This is a genomic window from Rummeliibacillus stabekisii, assembly GCF_007988965.1.
Lineage (GTDB): Bacteria > Bacillota > Bacilli > Bacillales_A > Planococcaceae > Rummeliibacillus > Rummeliibacillus stabekisii.
Genome location: NZ_BJVD01000003.1, coordinates 24,623 through 42,996 on the forward strand (window position 1 = coordinate 24,623; position 18,374 = coordinate 42,996).

Below are 18,374 nucleotides of genomic sequence, written 5' to 3' on the forward strand. Positions count from 1 at the left end.
TCTCCGTTTAATTTATATGAACTAATTAATTTATTAATTTTCTTCAACCTGTTTAACAAGGTTTTCTTTTCTAGCTGTTTTTATTTTAACAAATATATTTGTCTTTTACTACTTAACAGCGAACAAATATTCTTTCTGTTCTTCTATCATATCAAGGCGGTTTGCTACAAGTGCTATATTTTTTTCATGCGTTTTGGTATACATCTCTTCTTCGTGGTTCACCCTATTCCGTAAAAGTTCATCTACCATTTCAATTAGATTCAATAAGTGATCAATTTTCCGCATATTATCGCCCCCTTGCTATTACATTACCATGTTGATTACTAAATTCGGGGAAGTGGACAAAACAAGTGTTCATTCGACGATTAAAGTTTAATTTTTTAAATTCCGACAATGTATTTGTCAAATGTTTATGTTCGTGTTTGTGGTATGATAGATGGCAGACGAGGTGGTATTATGGCAATTCGATATCCGAATGGAAAAAAATACACGGCTCCTACGCCAGACGAAAGCAAAAAAACGAGGGAAGAGAAAAACATCTCTTATAGTAACCGGGGTAAATCATTGGAAGATTATATTGATGAAACCAACGTGTATTATCTGCAGAGAAACATTGCGGTAATTCATAAGAAACCTGTTCCTGTCCAAATCGTCAAAGTAGAGTATCCATCCAGAAGCGCTGCTGTTATACGCGAAGCCTATTTTCGCACACCATCTACAACGGATTATAATGGTGTTTTTAATGGGGCCTATATTGACTTTGATGCAAAAGAGACAGAAAATAAGACTTCTTTCCCTTTAAAAAACGTCCATGCTCATCAGGTCAAACATATGGAGGGCATAGCGAATCAACAAGGAATCAGTTTCTTAATTGTACGCTTTACTTCCTTAGATCGTTATTTTATAGTACCATGTGACATGCTGTTAGCAGCATGGAAACGAATGTTGGATGGCGGAAGAAAATCCATTCCGTTATCTGATTTTGAGGAGCAAGCTACCGAAATACACCTTGGGCTTACTCCTCGATTAGATTATTTAAAGGCAATCACAACATTGCTACCATAGCTTGAATTTAAGTTATGAGAAAGTGAGGAAATACTGTGGATCAACAAGTTAATTCACGGAAACAGCGAAAGCAACTAGAAGAACAAAAAAGAAGGGGCAACAAACAAAAAAGCAACGGTAAAAAACCAAATCGTTCTTTGTTCAAAAAGATTATAATCGCTGTTTTAGCGTTAGGTATAGCATTATTTGTAATTGGCGCATCTATTTTTGCCATTTATGCGGCGCAAGCGCCTAAATTAGATGAAGAGTTGCTAAAAGACCCTGTTTCAACTAAATTCTTTGATTCAAATGGTAAGGTCTTCTATACAATGGGGAATCAAGAACGCGAACATGTCGATTATGACAATATTCCAAAAGATATGCGCGATGCCATTTTAGCAACAGAGGATTCTCGATTCTTCAAACACCACGGAATCGACTTTGTTCGTCTTGGAGGGGCCGTGCTTGCCAACTTTAGGTTTGGTTTTGGCGCACAAGGCGGCAGTACTTTAACTCAACAAGTGATCAAAAACTCTTTCTTAAATAACGGCAAAACACTTAAACGTAAAGCCCAAGAAGCTTACCTTGCAATCCAATTGGAACGCGAGTATTCAAAAGAAGAGATTTTTGAAATGTACTTCAATAAGGTGTTGATGTCCGGGCAAACATTTGGCTTTGGGACAGCAGCCAAGAAATTTTATGGAAAAAATTTAAAAGATCTAACATTAGATGAGAAGGCCTTGCTTGCCGGCATGCCACAAGCACCAAACGCCTACAATCCGTTTAAAAATCCGGATCGAGCAGAAAAACGTCGTAATATTGTTTTAGGCTTAATGTATCAACATAAAGTCATTACTAAAGAACAGATGGAAAAAGCACGAAAAGTAGACATCAAAAAAGGTCTTCTCCCTGAAAGCAAGAGACAGACTACTGCGTCTAAATACGATGCCTTCATTGATGTTGTACTAAAAGAACTAAGTGAAAATAAAGATGAAAAAGCGTTAGAGGAAGGTGTTAGCGTCTATACGACACTTGATACAAACGCACAAAAAGTAGTTGAAAGCACAATGAATAATAGCGCTAACTTCCCTACTAAAGATATTCAAGCTGGCCTATCTGTTATTGATACTAAAACAGGTGCAATTGTCGCTGTTGGTGGCGGTCGCAACTACGGTCCTGAACGTGGCTTCAACTATGCAGAGGCATTGAACAAACGTCAACCAGGTTCTACGATGAAGCCGTTAGTAGATTATGGTCCTGCTATTGAGAATTTAAAATGGTCAACTGGCAAAACAATTGTGGATGAACCAATGAATTATACGGGCTCAAGCCAACCAATTAACAACTTCGACCATCAATATAAAGGATCTGTTACCATTCGACAAGCACTATATAACTCTCGAAATATACCTGCAGTAAAAACTTTCAAAGAAGTTGGTGCAGATAAAGCCAAAGCATTTGTTAAAAACCTTGGCATTAACACGAACGAATTATATGAAGCAGATGCAATTGGCGGTGGGAAGATTAGCTTAACTCCTATTGAAATGGCAAGTGCCTACGCTGCATTTGGTAATAATGGTATTTACACAGCACCGCATGCAATTAAGAAAATTGTATACAGAGACGGCAAAACATCCAAATCGTATACACCTGACCCTGTACCTGCTATGAGCGACTATACAGCATTCATGGTAACTGACATGCTCCGTGATGTGGTAAGTTCTAAATACGGTGCGAGTGGTTCAGCAGCTGGAATTCCGGGCCTTGATGTAGCAGGGAAAACGGGTACAACCAACTATAGTACTGCTCAATTCAGTGAATATGGACTTCCTGCTTCCGCCGTGCCAGATTCATGGTTTGCAGGTTATACAACCAATTATTCAATCGCTGTTTGGGGCGGTTATACCGACTATAAATCACCAATTACGACAAACGAGGAGAAATTGCTTCCTCAAAAACTATTTAAAACGATTATGTCTCAGATATCAGCCAATAAAGAAACGCCTAATTTCAAGCAGCCTAATTCTGTCGTAAGAGTAGGCAATGAGCTTTATGTAAAAGGTCAACAACCGGTTGCTGAGAATAAAGACCCAGAAGAAGAGAAAAAAGAAGACGAAGAGCTTCATGCACCTTCTGGTTTAAAAGCAACTTATGATGAAAATGCAAAGGCAGTTAATTTATCTTGGTCACATGATCATCCAGAAGATCAATCAGTAAGGTATAAGGTATCTGTTTCGGTAGATGGCGGAGGCAGCCAGTCTTTAACAGAAACATCGAATACATCTTACACATATGGTGGTCCAGAAGATGGCAAAACCTATGTATTTTCTGTAGTCGCAGTAATGGATGGCAAAACAAGTGATGCTGCTACAACATCGATTCAAATAAAAGCTCCTGAAAAAGAGCCGGAAGAACCTAAGACAGATGAAAATGAGTCACCAGAGCAACCGGGTGAGGTTGAACAGCCTACCCCACCAACTGAAGAAGAACAGCCAGGAGATGGGAATGAAAACGAGCCTCCAGCTCAGGAACAGGAACCTGGTGACAACAATGGGCAAGATGATGGTAACGCAAATGACGAACAGGTAAATGCTCATACAAATAGTGTGGGAAATGGCCATGGTAACGGTAATAGGAATGAAAATAGCAACAATGGTCAGGAGAATAATCCAAACAATAACAGAGGTAACAGGGGTAACTCTCAAAATGATCAAGATCATTAAATGTATAAAAAAAGCGTGAGAGATCAAATCTCTCACGCTTTTTTAATTGTTCATAAATATAAAATAGTGGATTATAATACACTTTTCACTTAGCATATTTAAGCCTTAACCTAGCACACCTTTTCTTCGTTTCACCAAACAATTCAGCCAGTTGACGATAGCAAGCATATTGACCTGGCCTATTTTTAATAAAGGCCAATCTTTCTAACCCATTAATCGGCAATACTTCATATGTTTCATTGATCAATTGTTGCTCCGATGTTTTAGAAGCTTGAATGATGAATCCTTCATACAAAAGAATTGCTTCTAACATATAAGCTTTTGCGTCTTCCCGTTTTGAATGTGTTGCATGGATTTTTTTTTCTAATGTCAGCCATTGCTGAAACCATTCGTCTACACGATCTTTCTCTATTGCTTCTTTCTTACATTCAATCATTTTTGACAAGACCTTTCTTTAATCGCTTTTGTCCTTCGCGGCAAAGCTCAAGTAATGGACAAATGTGGCATTGTGGTCTTTGCGCTTTACAATGATAACGACCAAAGAATATAAGTTGATGATGTGCTTTAGACCACCTTTCCGGTGGGGTCTTCTTCATGACCGTCTCTTCCACTTGTAGCACACTATCTTTCCATTTGCACAATCCTAGACGTTTCGTCACTCTTTCTACATGTGTATCAACTGCAAATGCCGGTTGCATAAAAGCAACTGACAATACAACATTTGCTGTCTTTCTCCCTACCCCAGGTAACGTCACTAATTCCTCGCGTGTATCTGGGATCTCTCCCTGATAGACCTCTAAAAGTCTTTGACATAGCTTTTGGATATTTTTAGCTTTACTGCGAAATAAACCTATAGAACGGATATCCTGTTCAAGCTCTTCTACTGGGACCGCTAAATAATCCTCTGGTCTTTTATACTTTTGAAATAGAGATGGTGTGACTTTATTGACAAGAGCATCTGTACATTGAGCAGAAAGCAACGTAGCGATAGTAAGCTCGAAAGGATTACTATGAATTAGTTCACAATGTGCTTCTGGAAACATCTTATCCATTTCTTCTAAACAGTATGTCCATTGTTTTTTTGATAACATTCTAACCCTCCCCTTTTACTTTTGTTGATCAAGCCAATTGTAAAAAGGTATATTATTATTTGGTTTCTTTATGTCTGATTCTTTAGGGGCTTGATAATCCTTGGTTGTTTTTACAGTATTTTTACGAAAGTTCTTCGAATGTTTCTCTGCATCTTCAATCGTTTTAACATGATTTTTCTTCCATTCAAATAAAATGCGATCGATATAGCGTAGACTTAGCTTTTGAGAAAGTACTGCTTCCATTAAAGCTTTTCGGATAACCTCTGGTGTATGACGATCTTGATCTAGCCACATAGAAATCATTTCTGTTTCCATTGGCGATAAAAAACGTCCAAACTCCTGCTCAAAAAGTTGAAATAATTGTCCCTCTTTTAACTTTTCATTTGTAGTTTCATCTTTTTGATTTTGAGTGGTCATATAATCAAGTATTCTCTTCCAAAGTGGCATCAGACTTATTACTTCATATAAAACACCTTGCTCGTCCAACTTTTGATGTATTTCCATATACCCTTTTTGCATAAGCCGTTGCATATTTGTAGCGACCATATCTTCACTCATAGTCATACGTTCCGCAATATTAGCTGGTGTTGGAAATGAATTGCCGCTTTCTTGAAATGCATTTAAATGCATGATCAGCATGGCTTCTTCATCCGAAATCTGAAGCAATTTGTAGAATTGAAAAAAAAGCTGAGAAATGGTTACATTTCCCTGCTCAATCCATACTTGGAGCCGTTCCGTTTCTTTCATTTCAAGAACTCCTCCCTTTTAGTCACTAAATAGAACAAGAAGAAGCGCAAATGCGATTCTTCTTGCCATGCCTTGAAAATTAAAATTTATTAAGGATAAATACGGTTAAGTAGACGTGGGAACGGAATTGTCTCACGAACATGCTCAACGCCAGTAATCCAAGCAACTGTGCGCTCTAAGCCTAATCCAAAGCCCGAGTGAGGAACAGCACCGTACTTACTTAAATCTAAATACCATGCATAAGCTTCTTCATCCAAACCATGTTCCGCTATACGTTGTTTCATTAGTTCATAATCATAGATACGTTCTGAACCGCCAATGATCTCTCCATAACCCTCTGGGGCAATTAAGTCAGCACATAATACAACATCATTGCGTTCTGGGTGAGGTTGCATATAGAACGGCTTAATTCCTACTGGGTAACATGTGATAAATACAGGTTTATCATAGTGTTCAGCAATTGCTGTTTCATGCGGAGCACCAAAATCTTCACCCCATTGAATATCGTCAAATCCTTTTTCATGCAATAATTCAATTGCTTCATCGTATGAGATACGTGGGAATGGAGCTTGTATATTCTCTAACTTGGTTGTATCGCGTCCAAGTAATTCTAATTCTAGTTTGCAATTTTTAAGAACAGATTGCACGATATATGCAACATATTGTTCCTGTACTTCTAGCGATTCATCATGCTCATAGAATGCCATTTCGCCTTCAATCATCCAGAACTCAATTAAATGGCGACGTGTTTTTGATTTTTCAGCTCGGAAAGTTGGGCCGAATGAGAATACTTTCCCTAACGCCATAGCTGCAGCTTCTAAGTATAGTTGCCCAGATTGTGAAAGGAATGCATCTTGATCAAAATATTTTGTATGGAATAATTCTGAAGTTCCTTCAGGAGCAGAACCTGTTAGGATAGGCGGATCCACTTTTTTAAATCCTTCTCCATTAAAGAACTCGTACGTTGCACGAATGATTTCATTTCGCACTACCATAATGGCATGTTGTTTTTTTGAACGCAACCAAATATGACGGTGGTCCATTAAAAATTCAACACCATGTTCTTTAGGTGTAATAGGATAATCATGAGCTTCTGAAACTACTTGAATTTCTTGTATTTGTAGCTCATAACCGAAAGAAGAACGAGTATCTTCAGTTACTTCACCAATCACATATAAAGAGCTTTCTTGTGAAATAGATTTTGCCGCAGCAAAAGTTTCTTCACTCACATTCGCTTTTACAACAACTCCTTGCACAAAGCCAGAGCCATCACGCAATTGCAAGAAAGCGATTTTTCCGCTTGATCTTTTATTTGCTAGCCAAGCGCCGATTTTTACTGTTTCGCCGACATGTTTTGGCATGTCTTGAATAGAAATTTTTTTCATATTGTCCTCCAGCATGCTAAATATCTATTATGATAATTTTAAAAATCATAATAAGCAACTTCATTGAACTTCTCATCACATAAGCGACGAAATTCTTACACTCACAATTCTAATTGAAGTAAAGGCTGAGCCGCAATTCATTAAGCCGAAACGATTGGTGATATGAATCAGCCGTTACCTAAGTTAGTAATCACAATGGACTAATTCATTACCTACGGTTTCTGTCACCTTGAATTCTCAAAGGAAATGTGAAGCGTCAATACTATAACACCATTATATACAAATTCTCAGCAAATTTCGTGTAAAAAGGATAAATTCTTTAAGAACTCCTGTTTTTTACCCAATCAAAGGTCCAATTATATTAATCATCTATATTTTTTCTATAGATTCGTTAAACGTTTCCACCAACGACCATCTTCAAAGAGGATATACACATAATTCAATTGACCCTTCTTATTTTTGTAGGTAATTTCCCAAACAACTCCAGGCTTTTCGATACCTAGTTTGGCGTGAAGAATTTCTTTCACATCTCCTTTTTTAGATGCTTCAGCTATTGCGTCTTTTTTGGAAATCCCATCTTTCAAATAAATTCCTGTTGGTTTTTCCTTCTTATTCTCTTGTGACACAATCAGTGCTTTTCTTTTTCCTGAGCTATCTTTACCAATTACCGTCACATAAGATTCTTTTCCATGGTATACATACGACTCCGTGACGGATGACAGTTCTTGTTTATGCAAAACTGCCGCTTTCGCAGTTTTCTCTGTTTGATAAAAAGGCGAAAATGCTTTCCATCCAACAATCACCAGAATTGTGAGAGCTAATAGCGGTAAAAATATAGCGAAGAATTTTATCCAATTTTTCATACAATCACCTTATATTTCTTTGTTTATTTTATTTTGGATATCGAGCTTGCTTCTTGGAGATGAATCATAGCCTTCAGCTCCAAGAAACCCACTTCAAACTAGCTATTATACCAATTTTCCAACTCTAAAACCATAGCATCGAGCGTTACTTTTTTCACAGGCACATTTGGCAATGCATTTGTAAATTCTTTACCGTAGGATTTGGTTTCTATACGCCTGTCGAGCACTATTAAAACACCTTTATCCTCAGATGATCGGATTAATCTTCCAAAACCCTGTTTGAAGCGTAATATTGCTTCTGGGAGTGATAATTTATAGAACGAATTATCACCTTTTTGGGTAATTCTTGCGGCACGCGCTTTAAAGTAAGGATCTTCAGGTGAAGAAAAAGGCAACCGCACAACGATGACAGCAGAAAGTGCGTCACCAGGGACATCTACACCTTCCCAGAAGCTATTAGTTCCAAACAGCACTGAATGCTCGAAACGCTGGAACATCTTTAGAAGTCGCATCCTGCTGCCCGAAGACATACCTTGTGCAAACAACATATAGTCATCCAGAGTACCAGTTTCTTGTATAAGGTCAACTGTTTTTCGAAGCATGTCTTGTGATGTAAATAATACAAAACATCTGCCATTTGTTGCTAGCACCGTCTGGACTATCGCTTCTGCTACAGATTCAATATAAACAGTTTGAGATACATTCTGTATGTCTGGCATATCCTCTACAACATAGACACTTGCACCGCTATAATAAGACGATGGAGCTTGGAATTGGTGTAGCGGAACCGTCTTTTCAAGACCCAATTGCTCTGCAATAAAACGTGGATTTTTAGGTACCGTTAACGTCCCTGATGCCCATATGATGCCAGCAGTCTGGCGGAAGGATTGGAAAATTCCCGCTACTGACTCTTCCACTTCTGCTGGTCTTTTATAGACATGTACACTGCCGGGAAGGTTTCTTAGGTCTAGCTCCATCCAAGCAGCATCATTTTCAATCTGTTGCAAGAAAATTGAGTCCCATTCAGCTAGATAGACTTGCAGTTCATTCAATTGGTATTGCCAATCAGCAAGATGTACCTTTTGCTTTGTCGATAATTCATCAGGATAACGCAAATAAGCATTGGTCATGTAGTTGGCAAGTGAAAGCCATTGATTCAACCGATAGCTATACTCTTTAAATACAGTCGTCTGTAAATTAAGCTGTGATAGTAAGTAGCTTTGTTTATGATGGCTTTTTTTTGTTTTTTCTGAAGGTAGCCCTCTTAACATGGCCATAATCGACTTATCAAACAACGAAGTTAAATCTTTAAATTGCTCATCCAATGCTGTTAGCTGTCTTGTTGATATTGTATGACTACTCACTAAATTAAGATAGAATGGATGTTCAATACCGCTTGATTCGGATGAACCTAACTGGCCAAATAAATGCTTCCATTTAGAGTATGAAAAGACTTTTTCCGCACGATTTGTCGCCGCTTGGATAAATTGATGGCCTTCATCCAAAATCCATCCATTCACATTTTTAAAAACTGGGTCAGGCCGATTTAAATCAGCAAGCACCATAGCATGATTTGTAATGATTAAATCTGCTTTTTTGCACGCATGGAGTGTTTGCAAATAAAAATCAAAAGACGGTTTTCTTCTCCTGTTTTCCGCTGTTGTTTCCATCCGCCTTATTTTATCGACGAAATATTTTCCGCCACCTGTTAGTGTTACTTCTCCTAAATCTCCTGTTTCTGTGTCTTGGAGCCAGACAATCAATTGTAATTTGGTGAAATTCTCATCGTAAGAAACATCCTTTACCTCAAGCAAATCGCAAAAACGATCTAAATCAATATAATTATCCATCCCTTTTACGATAACAGCTGACACCTTATTCTGTAATATTGACTCGGCCTTCGGCAATTCTTCTTGCAATAATTGATCAAGTAAATGAGATGTGTATGTACTAATTGCCATCGTACAATGATATTTTTTTGCATAAATAATGGAAGGTATCAAATATGCGAGTGTTTTGCCAATTCCTGTAGAGGCTTCTGTCATAATTTCCTCTTTATTCAGGAGGGCTTCCCACACCTCATCCATCATTTTGAACTGATCTTCTCTCACTTCAAAGTGTTGAAATGCTTTTTCAAAAAGCTGCTTCTTTTCTTGAAAGGTTACTGGATATTCAATGATTTCCTGTCTATCTTCTCCATCATTAGGCGGCTGCTTTAACGCTAAACGCCGATAATAAAAATGATGATCCGAAGTAGCACTCTGTTGAGTTCTTTTTATATGAATAGCATCTAACAACAATCTTGAAATATTAGATTTAAGTTGAAAAGAACGCTCATGAAGCTGTTCAAGAGTCAATAAAGGCAGTGCTAAAAGCCTGTGCCAACATGCCTTTAATAAATATGCTGTCGCGGCTGCATCATCATCCGCTCTATGTGCATTAGCTAATCTTATCCCGAGCTCTAGTGCTAAATCTTGAAGTTTAAAGCTATAGGCTGTTGGGAATAAAATTTTAGCCAGCTCTACTGTATCTAAATGCTTTCCAACCCAATTTGGCAATCCTGCTCTTTTAAACTCAGCTTGTAAAAAAGGCAAATCAAAATCGGTGTTATGAGCAACAAACACTGTATCCTGTAGTATTTCATATATTTCTTCTGCTTTTTCTTCGAAAGTAGGGGCATTTTTCACTTCTTTTTCAGATATATGTGTCAAATCCTGAATAAAATAAGGAATTCTTTGCTCAGGATTGATGAAGGTCGTATAGGTTGATAGTATTTCCCAGTCTTTCATCAAGACTATGGCAATTTGAATGATTCGGTCCCCTTGTTGTGAGGAATGACCTGTTGTTTCTAAATCTACAATTGCATACGTTTGGCTTTCCAATCTTCTTCACAACTTTCCGTAATGGTATATACAAGATTTTATCATATTTAAGCCAGTTTAGCTGACTCTGGTGTTAGGTTTTATTCGTTGATTTTTAGCAAAAAAGTAGTTGCTAGGATTGTAGTATTTTAGTAAATGAAAAAATGAATGAAGAACTTGCTTACAACATTTAGTTTTTTATGCTTCAGACGATGTTTTCCGTGGGAATCACTGTCCAGGAAGAAACACCATTTTATGAAGTTAATCGATTCGATGAGGTTCAATTAGGGGCTAATATTGTTCTATCTCAACATCATTTTCACTTTAAATAAGTATTTTACACCTCCTCTACCTACCATTATCCGAAGAGAGAAAAAAACCCGAGGATTTTAAATCATCGGGTTTTTGAATCAATAATTATAGTTGTTGGTCCACTGTTGGTCAGCTTCACATCCATCATAGCACCGAAGATGCCAGTTTCGACATGTAGGCCAAGAGCAAATAGAGTGCTGTTGAAATACTCCCATAAAAGATGAGCTTCTTCAGGCCGGGCAGCATCTGTAAAGCTTGGACGATTTCCTTTCTTTGTATCCGCATATAAAGTAAATTGCGAAATGGAAAGAATTGCTCCACCATACTCTTTTATCGAAAGATTCATTTTGCCGTTTTCATCTTCAAAAATGCGCATTTTAGCGATTTTTTTAGCAATAAAGTCTGCATCCTCTTTCGTATCTCCATGTGTAATGCCGACTAACAAAACAAAGCCCTGTTCGATGCTTCCTGTTACTTTTCCGTCCACTGTAACAGAGGCTTCTTTGCTTCGTTGAACTACTACTCTCATGTAATCGTCACTCCAATTTTAATGTATGACACGTTGCACTAGATAAATATCTGGAATTTGTTTAATGCGTTCTACCACTTTATACAGGTTATGGATATGGCGAATTTTCAACGTCATATTGATTGTTGCAATCTTATTCCGATCAGTACGTGCGCTAATAGCAATAATTGGCGTTTTGGTTTCAGTAACTACTTGAATCACTGTATTCAGTAAACCTTCACGATCAAAACCTGATATTTCAATATCTACATCAAATAGTTTTTGTTCTGATTCTAGGTTTTTGCTCCATTCAACATCAATCAACCGTTCTTGATCCTCAGCTTTAATATTAGGACAATCTGCACGATGCACAGAAACACCTCGCCCTTTAGTAATAAAACCGACAATATCATCACCCGGCACCGGATTGCAGCATCGAGACAAACGGATCAATAAATTTTCCAAACCTTTTACCATAACACCTGTTTCGGTTACTTTTTCTTTTTGAGGCACTTTCATTTCTTTTGTGATTTTTTCCAGCGTTTCTTCTTGACTACGTTGCTTTCTCAATGGTTCAGATAAGCGGTTGACTACTTGTACAGCCGTCATTCCATTGAATCCAACTGCCGCAAATATCTCTTCTGCACTGGCATAATTTAATCTTTCACATACGCGTTTAAAGTTTTCAGGTGTTAATATTTCTTTTGGATCATAGTCTTGCTCAGCAATCTCTTTTTCAATCATTTCGCGCCCTTTAGTCACATTGTCCTCGCGTAATTGCTTTTTGAAGAACTGCTTAATTTTATGTTTCGCTTGAGATGATTGGGCTATGTTCAACCAGTCACGGCTTGGACCAAACGATTGTTTTGAAGTCATAATCTCAACAATATCGCCTGTATTCAACTTCGTATCTAGGGGCACCATCTTACCATTCACTTTTGAACCAATGGTTTTATTACCGATCTCTGAATGGACACGGTAAGCAAAGTCGATAGGAACAGAACCTGCAGGCAATTCGATTACATCACCCTTAGGCGAGAATACATAAACCATGTCAGAAAACAAATCAAATTTTAGCGATTCCATAAATTCTTCAGCGTTCGATGATTCATTTTGGAATTCAAGAATTTCTCTGAACCATGTTAATTTATTGTCAATATTCGATTTGCTTTGATCAACATTTTTACCTTCTTTGTAAGCCCAGTGTGCAGCTACCCCAAATTCTGCGATCTTATGCATTTCTTTCGTGCGAATTTGGACTTCAAGAGGATCGCCATATGGACCAATCACAGTGGTATGCAACGACTGATAAAGATTTTGTTTTGGCATAGCTATATAATCTTTAAATCTTCCTGGCATAGGTTTCCAGAGAGTATGGACTGTACCAAGGACAGCGTAACAATCTTTAATACTATCTACAATTACCCTCACGGCTAAAAGATCGTATATTTCATTGAATTGTTTATTTTGCATAGACATTTTCCGGTAAATACTGTAAATATGCTTTGGTCTGCCCGAAAGTTCTGCATGGATATGGATTTCACCTAACTGATCGTTGATTTCATCCATGACTGATTGTAAATAGTTCTCACGTTCTACGCGTTTTCTTTTCATCAAGTTGACAATTCGATAATATTGCTGAGGATTCAAGTAGCGCAAAGCTGTATCCTCTAACTCCCATTTAATCGCACTAATCCCTAAGCGATGTGCTAGTGGAGCGAATATTTCGAGTGTTTCTTTTGAAATACGGCGCTGTTTCTCTACAGGTAAGTGTTTTAACGTTCTCATATTATGTAGTCTGTCCGCTAATTTAATCAAAATTACTCGGATATCTTGGGCCATAGCGACAAACATTTTGCGATGGTTTTCAGCTTGCTGTTCTGCTTTAGATTTATATTTGATTTTCCCTAATTTCGTCACGCCATCTACAAGCATGGCGACTTCTTCATTGAATTCTTCCACAAGGTTTTCGCGCGTAACAGATGTATCTTCTACGACATCGTGTAAAAAGCCCGCTGCAACCGTCTCTGGATCCATTTGGAGATCAGCTAAAATGCCCGCAACTTGCACAGGGTGCAGGATATATGGCTCACCAGAGCTTCTAAATTGCTCTTTATGCGCTTCTTTTGCCACTTCGTATGCTTTTTTTACAAATGCTACATGTTCATCATTCATATATGATGAGAGTATTGCGAAAACTTCTTCGACTGTCATCACTTGATCTTTCGCCATGATTGCCCACCTTATTTCATAAATTTGCCGATTGAGTATAAAGTTAATTGTATAAAAAAAATAGCCTGTTTGTAAAGGCTATTAGTCCCGAAATATTGATATTTCGACAAATTTCGCGAGTCTATAATCTACTTGACCACAGACTCGCTATAATAAAAAATTAATATTGCATTAAAGTGAAGACGTCATACCCTTCAATTTTATCGCGACCATGAAGTTCTTCTAGTTCAATAAGGAATGCGCAGCCTACCACAACGCCGCCTAATTCTTCTACTAAGCGAATTGCAGCTTCCACTGTTCCGCCAGTCGCTAATAAATCATCGACAATCAGCACTTTTTGGCCTGGTTTTACAGCATCGCTATGCATAGTTAAAGTATCCTTGCCATACTCTAAGCCATAATCAGCTGAAATGACTTCACGTGGCAATTTGCCCGGTTTACGAACTGGAGCAAAACCAATCTCAAGTGCATAAGCAACAGGGCATCCTGTAATAAAGCCACGAGCTTCTGGACCTACGATTAATTCAGCGCCCACTTTTTTAGCATAGTCGACAATTTGGTCAGTTGCATATTTATATGCTTTACCATTATCCATAATTGTAGTGATATCTTTAAAAGAGATGCCTTCTTTTGGCCAATTCTCTACGATTGTCACATATTGTTTTAAATCCATTTGCTATGTTCCTCCTCAGAAACTGTTTGACTCTTCATCCGCGAGTCAAACCACTCTCTTAAATCCTTATAAGGCGCATACAATAAAGTTTGTTCCAATTCCATTTGCTGCTGCCGTTCTTGATAAATGTTCGCGCTTGTTAAATCCTTTTTCGGTGGATTGTCCACAATTTGAGCGAGACCATTTTCTATTGTAACAAATCCTAGTTCAAAAAACACCTGTGTCATAAAAATTAACGAATCACGGCTCCAGCCTTTATGTTTTGCCAATTCCATTAAATGCTCTCTCAGATGGAATGTACGCCTTTTCTTTAAGAAGGAATAGTACCAAACAAATTGTTCTCTTGTTGGCATAGCATCAAAGTAATGTGACTCTGGAATATAAAAATGGGCATAAACACGTCTTGGATTTGCTTCTTCTAATAATTTTTCGAGCAGTGAAGCGTTTGTTGGTAAATCGAGCAGCACAACATAGCTTTCTATTTGCTGCGGAGTCATTTTTTCTTCATAAATCATTATTTCAGCAGGTATGAAGGAATCAAAATACTGCAGGGTTCTGTTTTGAAAAGCGATAAATGTAACTTTTTCTAAAGGAATACTTTGAAGCCATCTCGAAACTTGGCGGATGCCCCGTAGATCAAATAATTGCCATTCATCTGTTTGGACATCTGCAAGCATAAGCTGGGGTTTTTTCCGGCCATTCCACTCGTTGATCTGCAAATCGCCTGCAAAATTTATTTTAATGCCATACGTCAATTCATCAGCCAAATATCCTTTATGAAAACCAACTGCATCTAAATCGCCATTCCTGGATGCGATTTGGAGTTTGATATGATTCTCGTCTGCTCCAATTTTGCGCATTGACTGGATTGTCGCATTTTCAATCGCATAGACAGGCTTTGCAAAACTAGTACCAAATGGAGACAAACGACGTACATCTTCAATAGAAGTAACGTCAATTTCCTCTACAGCAAGCGGAATATCAATATTTAGGACTGGAGTAAAGTCTTCATCTGTTAAACCTGCCCTCGCTTGTTCATCAAGGCGGATGCGGAGCTCGTCAATTTCTTCTACAGCAAGTGTCATTCCTGCTGCCATTGGATGACCGCCAAATGCTAGCAATATTTCGCTATTTTTCGCAAGCTCCTTATACATATGGAAGCCTTCAATACTGCGGGCAGAACCTTTAGCAGTCCCTTTTTCGAGATCTATTGAGAGTATGATTGCCGGTTTATAGTATCTTTCTACAAGCATTGATGCGACTATACCAACAACACCTGGGTTCCATCCTTCATCAGCTAGGACTAGTACTTTTGCATCGCCAATCTCAGGATCATTCTCCACCATTTCAATTGCCTGCTCGGTAATGTTCGCCACGATTGCTTGTCGTTCTTTATTTTGTTCATTTAAATAGTTCGCCATAGACTGCGCTTCTTCTTTATCCTGCGTCATTAAGAAGTCGACCCCCGGTGCAGCATCTCCGAGTCTGCCTAATGCATTTAGCCGTGGTGCAAAACCAAAACCAATTGTCTCTTCATCAATATCTTGTGCTTTAACACCAGCAATTTGGCAAAGTGCTTGAATAGCAGGTTGTTTAGATTGTTGAAGCGCTTCTATTCCCGCTTTTACTAAATAACGATTTTCATCCAATAATGGCACCAAATCGGCAACTGTACCAATCGCGACAAAGGGGAGGAGATGTTGCGGCAACTCACCGTAGAGAGCATGTGCTACTTTAAATGCTACCCCAACACCAGCAAGCTCTCCAAAAGGATAATGGCCATCCGGATGTCTCGGATGGATAATCACATCTGCATTAGGCAACTCTTCACCAGGCTCATGGTGATCTGTCACTATGATATCCATCCCCAACTCTTTAGCGACTTGCACTTCATGATTGCCAGCGATTCCATTATCGACAGTAATAATCAGCTGAAATCCATCTTCATATGCTTGTCGAAACAATCGCTCACTTGGTCCATATCCATCAATAAAACGATTAGGAATAATGTGATGGACATCAGCTCCCAAATCTACTAAAGCCGTTTTTAGAACAGTAGTGCTTGTAATGCCATCGGCGTCATAGTCTCCATATATTAAAACTTTTTCTTTATTTTGTATCGCTTGTTTTATACGATCTACTGCATCGTGCATACCATACAAATCGTAAGGATCGTGTACTGAATGTTCATCGACCATTAAAAAAGCACGCGCAGATTCAACAGTGTCAAAACCGCGTGCGACTAATATTTTAGCTGAGATAGGTGATAAACGAAGCTCTTTTTCTAGCATTTCCACAAGTCGTTCATCAGGGCGATTGATACGCCATCTCTTCTCTGTTGCTGTCATTTCGTCACTCCCTATCATTCTATTATACAGAAGTAAGCTTATAGATTGAAAGCAGAATGGCCAAAATAAGACCTCTACATGCTAGAGTTACCGCTCTTATACCAATACCAAAATTACTTGTTAGGATTGCGTACGGAATGTCTTTTCAACTCCAGGCGACAGCCTTCCATCTTTCCCTCTTGTCTTGATTTCCACTTTATACGTCGTTTTTTTCTTCAAATTAGTGAATTTATAGCGATCTGTATTGATAGTTTTTACATAGCTTCCGTTTAAGTAAATACGGTAGTTTCCACTTTGGCTATTCAGACTTTTAGTTGCTTTAATTACAGCTACTGCAGAAGAGCTGGTAATATTGCTTATCTGTATATCCTGTACGTCATTCGGCAGAGGATGACTGAAATCAATCAATCCATAGCCATATAAAGGATCCTTCCCCTTTACACCCAAATCAATCGTATAGTCCCGTAGAGCTTTCCTTAATTGACTACTGGTCGCGCGGGGATATTGTTGCTTCAGTAATGCGAGAAAACCAGTCACATGTGGCGTGGCAAATGATGTGCCTGAACCTAATCTTCTATTTCCTTGAAGATCAGTAGAATAAACACTGTTACCAGGTGCTGCAAACTCTATCTGCGTACCCGTGTTCGAAAAAGATGAAATACGGCTTTGCTTGTCTATGGATGAGACGGCAATAACTTGGCTATAACGTGCGGGATATTCAACATTTTCCCCATTGCCATCATTCCCCGCTGCTGCCACTAAGATGATACCTGCTTTTGATGTTTTTGCAATAGCATTCCTTAAAATAGCATCATCCATTTTCATACCAAGTGATAGATTTACAATATCTATTTTATGTGCAATTGACCAATCAAGCGCTTTTAATATTGCCTGAATGGGCGCTCCATCAGGTTTAAAAACCTTTAAACTGTATAGTGACATATCCGGCGCAACACCTAATAAGTTATTTCTTGCATTACCTAATAGAATGCCTGCGATGAAGGTACCATGGCCATCGTTATCATAAGGAGAACTTTCGTCTATTAAAGTTGAACGTACATCCTGAACGAATGAATAGCGGTAAACATTTGGCCAATTGACTTTGGAAGTCACTCCTGTATCTATGAGTGCAACCTTTACACTTTTGCCACTAAGCCCATTCGTCCATGCATTGCTTGCATGGATTAAAGACATATTCCAATTAAGTGCTGATGGTATCTCACTGCCTTGTTTTTTCTCAGGCATTGAAAAGAGATGTGTATCTTTTTTTATTGTTTCAACTTTTACAATTGAGGAGCTCTTTTTGAGTCTCCTAATATCTGCTTTATTAAAAGTGCCAGCAATTGTCTGTAAGTGATGATAATTTTGTTCTACATGTTTTGCTGCAGTTAAAACCTGTTTTTCTCCAACTGAGTTGCGATAAATAATCATAGCTTGTTGAGTTGTAGGATTGCTTGCCTTTGCTAAATAAGGAAAGCATAGAATTAAAAGCGCGAATGTAGTCAATAAACTGATGAGCAATCTATTATTCTTCATTATGTAGTCTCCTGTTTTAGGTATAGCGTCAAGCTCGATTATAAATCAACT

General features: G+C 38.3%; 14 protein-coding genes. 2 read left to right on the forward strand and 12 right to left on the reverse strand.

Going from position 1 to position 18,374, the window contains the following annotated elements; all coding sequences use genetic code 11:
* Positions 1-108 precede the first annotated feature (108 nt).
* A complete protein-coding gene (locus RST01_RS15980) occupies positions 109-285 on the reverse strand; it encodes a hypothetical protein (protein WP_184117458.1) in 177 nt (58 codons plus the stop codon).
* 171 nt (positions 286-456) lie between these two features.
* Here RST01_RS15980 and recU point away from each other — a divergent pair, with 171 nt between their 5' ends.
* A complete protein-coding gene (gene recU / locus RST01_RS07765) occupies positions 457-1,065 on the forward strand; it encodes a Holliday junction resolvase RecU (RefSeq protein ID WP_147195758.1) in 609 nt (202 codons plus the stop codon).
* Positions 1,066-1,100: 35 nt separating this feature from the next.
* On the forward strand, positions 1,101-3,767 hold the full coding sequence (locus RST01_RS07770; RefSeq protein WP_147195760.1) for a penicillin-binding protein 1A: 2,667 nt from the start codon (positions 1,101-1,103) through the stop codon (positions 3,765-3,767).
* 85 nt (positions 3,768-3,852) lie between these two features.
* Here the strand turns inward: RST01_RS07770 and RST01_RS07775 are convergent, their stop codons facing one another.
* The 11 genes from RST01_RS07775 to RST01_RS07825 all read right to left on the reverse strand — a co-directional run bounded on the left by RST01_RS07775 (position 3,853) and on the right by RST01_RS07825 (position 18,323).
* Entirely contained in the window at positions 3,853-4,203 is a 351-nt protein-coding gene (locus tag RST01_RS07775) for a YpoC family protein (RefSeq protein ID WP_147195762.1), read from the reverse strand.
* Positions 4,196-4,858: an endonuclease III gene (gene nth, locus RST01_RS07780; RefSeq protein WP_147195764.1), complete on the reverse strand. Its 663-nt coding sequence runs from the start codon at positions 4,856-4,858 to the stop codon at positions 4,196-4,198. Before nth ends, RST01_RS07775 begins: the two co-directional genes overlap by 8 nt.
* 15 nt (positions 4,859-4,873) lie before the next feature.
* Positions 4,874-5,605, reverse strand: a complete 732-nt coding sequence (locus RST01_RS07785) for a DnaD domain-containing protein (protein ID WP_147195766.1) — start codon at positions 5,603-5,605, stop codon at positions 4,874-4,876.
* Positions 5,606-5,694: 89 nt separating this feature from the next.
* On the reverse strand, positions 5,695-6,990 hold the full coding sequence (asnS, locus tag RST01_RS07790) for an asparagine--tRNA ligase (protein ID WP_066788436.1): 1,296 nt from the start codon (positions 6,988-6,990) through the stop codon (positions 5,695-5,697).
* A 380-nt stretch (positions 6,991-7,370) separates the two neighbouring features.
* Positions 7,371-7,853: a cell wall elongation regulator TseB-like domain-containing protein gene (locus RST01_RS07795; protein WP_147195768.1), complete on the reverse strand. Its 483-nt coding sequence runs from the start codon at positions 7,851-7,853 to the stop codon at positions 7,371-7,373.
* Between the two features lie 98 nt (positions 7,854-7,951).
* Positions 7,952-10,735 carry an ATP-dependent DNA helicase DinG gene (dinG, locus tag RST01_RS07800; RefSeq protein WP_147195770.1) on the reverse strand — a complete coding sequence of 928 codons (2,784 nt, stop codon included), beginning with the start codon at positions 10,733-10,735 and terminating at the stop codon, positions 7,952-7,954.
* Between the two features lie 373 nt (positions 10,736-11,108).
* Positions 11,109-11,555 (reverse strand): D-aminoacyl-tRNA deacylase, encoded by a 447-nt coding sequence (gene dtd, locus RST01_RS07805; protein ID WP_066788445.1) that lies wholly within the window; start codon positions 11,553-11,555, stop codon positions 11,109-11,111.
* An 18-nt stretch (positions 11,556-11,573) separates the two neighbouring features.
* Complete coding sequence (locus tag RST01_RS07810) at positions 11,574-13,766, reverse strand: RelA/SpoT family protein (protein WP_147195772.1); 2,193 nt, start codon at positions 13,764-13,766, stop codon at positions 11,574-11,576.
* A 160-nt stretch (positions 13,767-13,926) separates the two neighbouring features.
* Positions 13,927-14,439: an adenine phosphoribosyltransferase gene (locus RST01_RS07815; protein WP_066788449.1), complete on the reverse strand. Its 513-nt coding sequence runs from the start codon at positions 14,437-14,439 to the stop codon at positions 13,927-13,929.
* Entirely contained in the window at positions 14,430-16,787 is a 2,358-nt protein-coding gene (gene recJ / locus RST01_RS07820) for a single-stranded-DNA-specific exonuclease RecJ (protein WP_147195774.1), read from the reverse strand. Before recJ ends, RST01_RS07815 begins: the two co-directional genes overlap by 10 nt.
* A 120-nt stretch (positions 16,788-16,907) precedes the next feature.
* Complete coding sequence (locus RST01_RS07825; protein WP_147195776.1) at positions 16,908-18,323, reverse strand: S8 family serine peptidase; 1,416 nt, start codon at positions 18,321-18,323, stop codon at positions 16,908-16,910.
* Between the last annotated feature and the right edge of the window lie 51 nt (positions 18,324-18,374).

What these genes read in the sequence shown, in the direction of transcription:
- RST01_RS15980 (WP_184117458.1), bottom strand. Translation starts at nt 285, where the DNA reads ATGCGGAAAATTGATCACTTATTGAATCTAATTGAAATGGTAGATGAA.
- recU (WP_147195758.1), top strand. Translation starts at nt 457, where the DNA reads ATGGCAATTCGATATCCGAATGGAAAAAAATACACGGCTCCTACGCCA.
- RST01_RS07775 (WP_147195762.1), bottom strand. Translation starts at nt 4,203, where the DNA reads ATGATTGAATGTAAGAAAGAAGCAATAGAGAAAGATCGTGTAGACGAA.
- nth (WP_147195764.1), bottom strand. Translation starts at nt 4,858, where the DNA reads ATGTTATCAAAAAAACAATGGACATACTGTTTAGAAGAAATGGATAAG.
- RST01_RS07785 (WP_147195766.1), bottom strand. Translation starts at nt 5,605, where the DNA reads ATGAAAGAAACGGAACGGCTCCAAGTATGGATTGAGCAGGGAAATGTA.
- asnS (WP_066788436.1), bottom strand. Translation starts at nt 6,990, where the DNA reads ATGAAAAAAATTTCTATTCAAGACATGCCAAAACATGTCGGCGAAACA.
- RST01_RS07795 (WP_147195768.1), bottom strand. Translation starts at nt 7,853, where the DNA reads ATGAAAAATTGGATAAAATTCTTCGCTATATTTTTACCGCTATTAGCT.
- dtd (WP_066788445.1), bottom strand. Translation starts at nt 11,555, where the DNA reads ATGAGAGTAGTAGTTCAACGAAGCAAAGAAGCCTCTGTTACAGTGGAC.
- RST01_RS07810 (WP_147195772.1), bottom strand. Translation starts at nt 13,766, where the DNA reads ATGGCGAAAGATCAAGTGATGACAGTCGAAGAAGTTTTCGCAATACTC.
- RST01_RS07815 (WP_066788449.1), bottom strand. Translation starts at nt 14,439, where the DNA reads ATGGATTTAAAACAATATGTGACAATCGTAGAGAATTGGCCAAAAGAA.
- recJ (WP_147195774.1), bottom strand. Translation starts at nt 16,787, where the DNA reads ATGACAGCAACAGAGAAGAGATGGCGTATCAATCGCCCTGATGAACGA.
- RST01_RS07825 (WP_147195776.1), bottom strand. Translation starts at nt 18,323, where the DNA reads ATGAAGAATAATAGATTGCTCATCAGTTTATTGACTACATTCGCGCTT.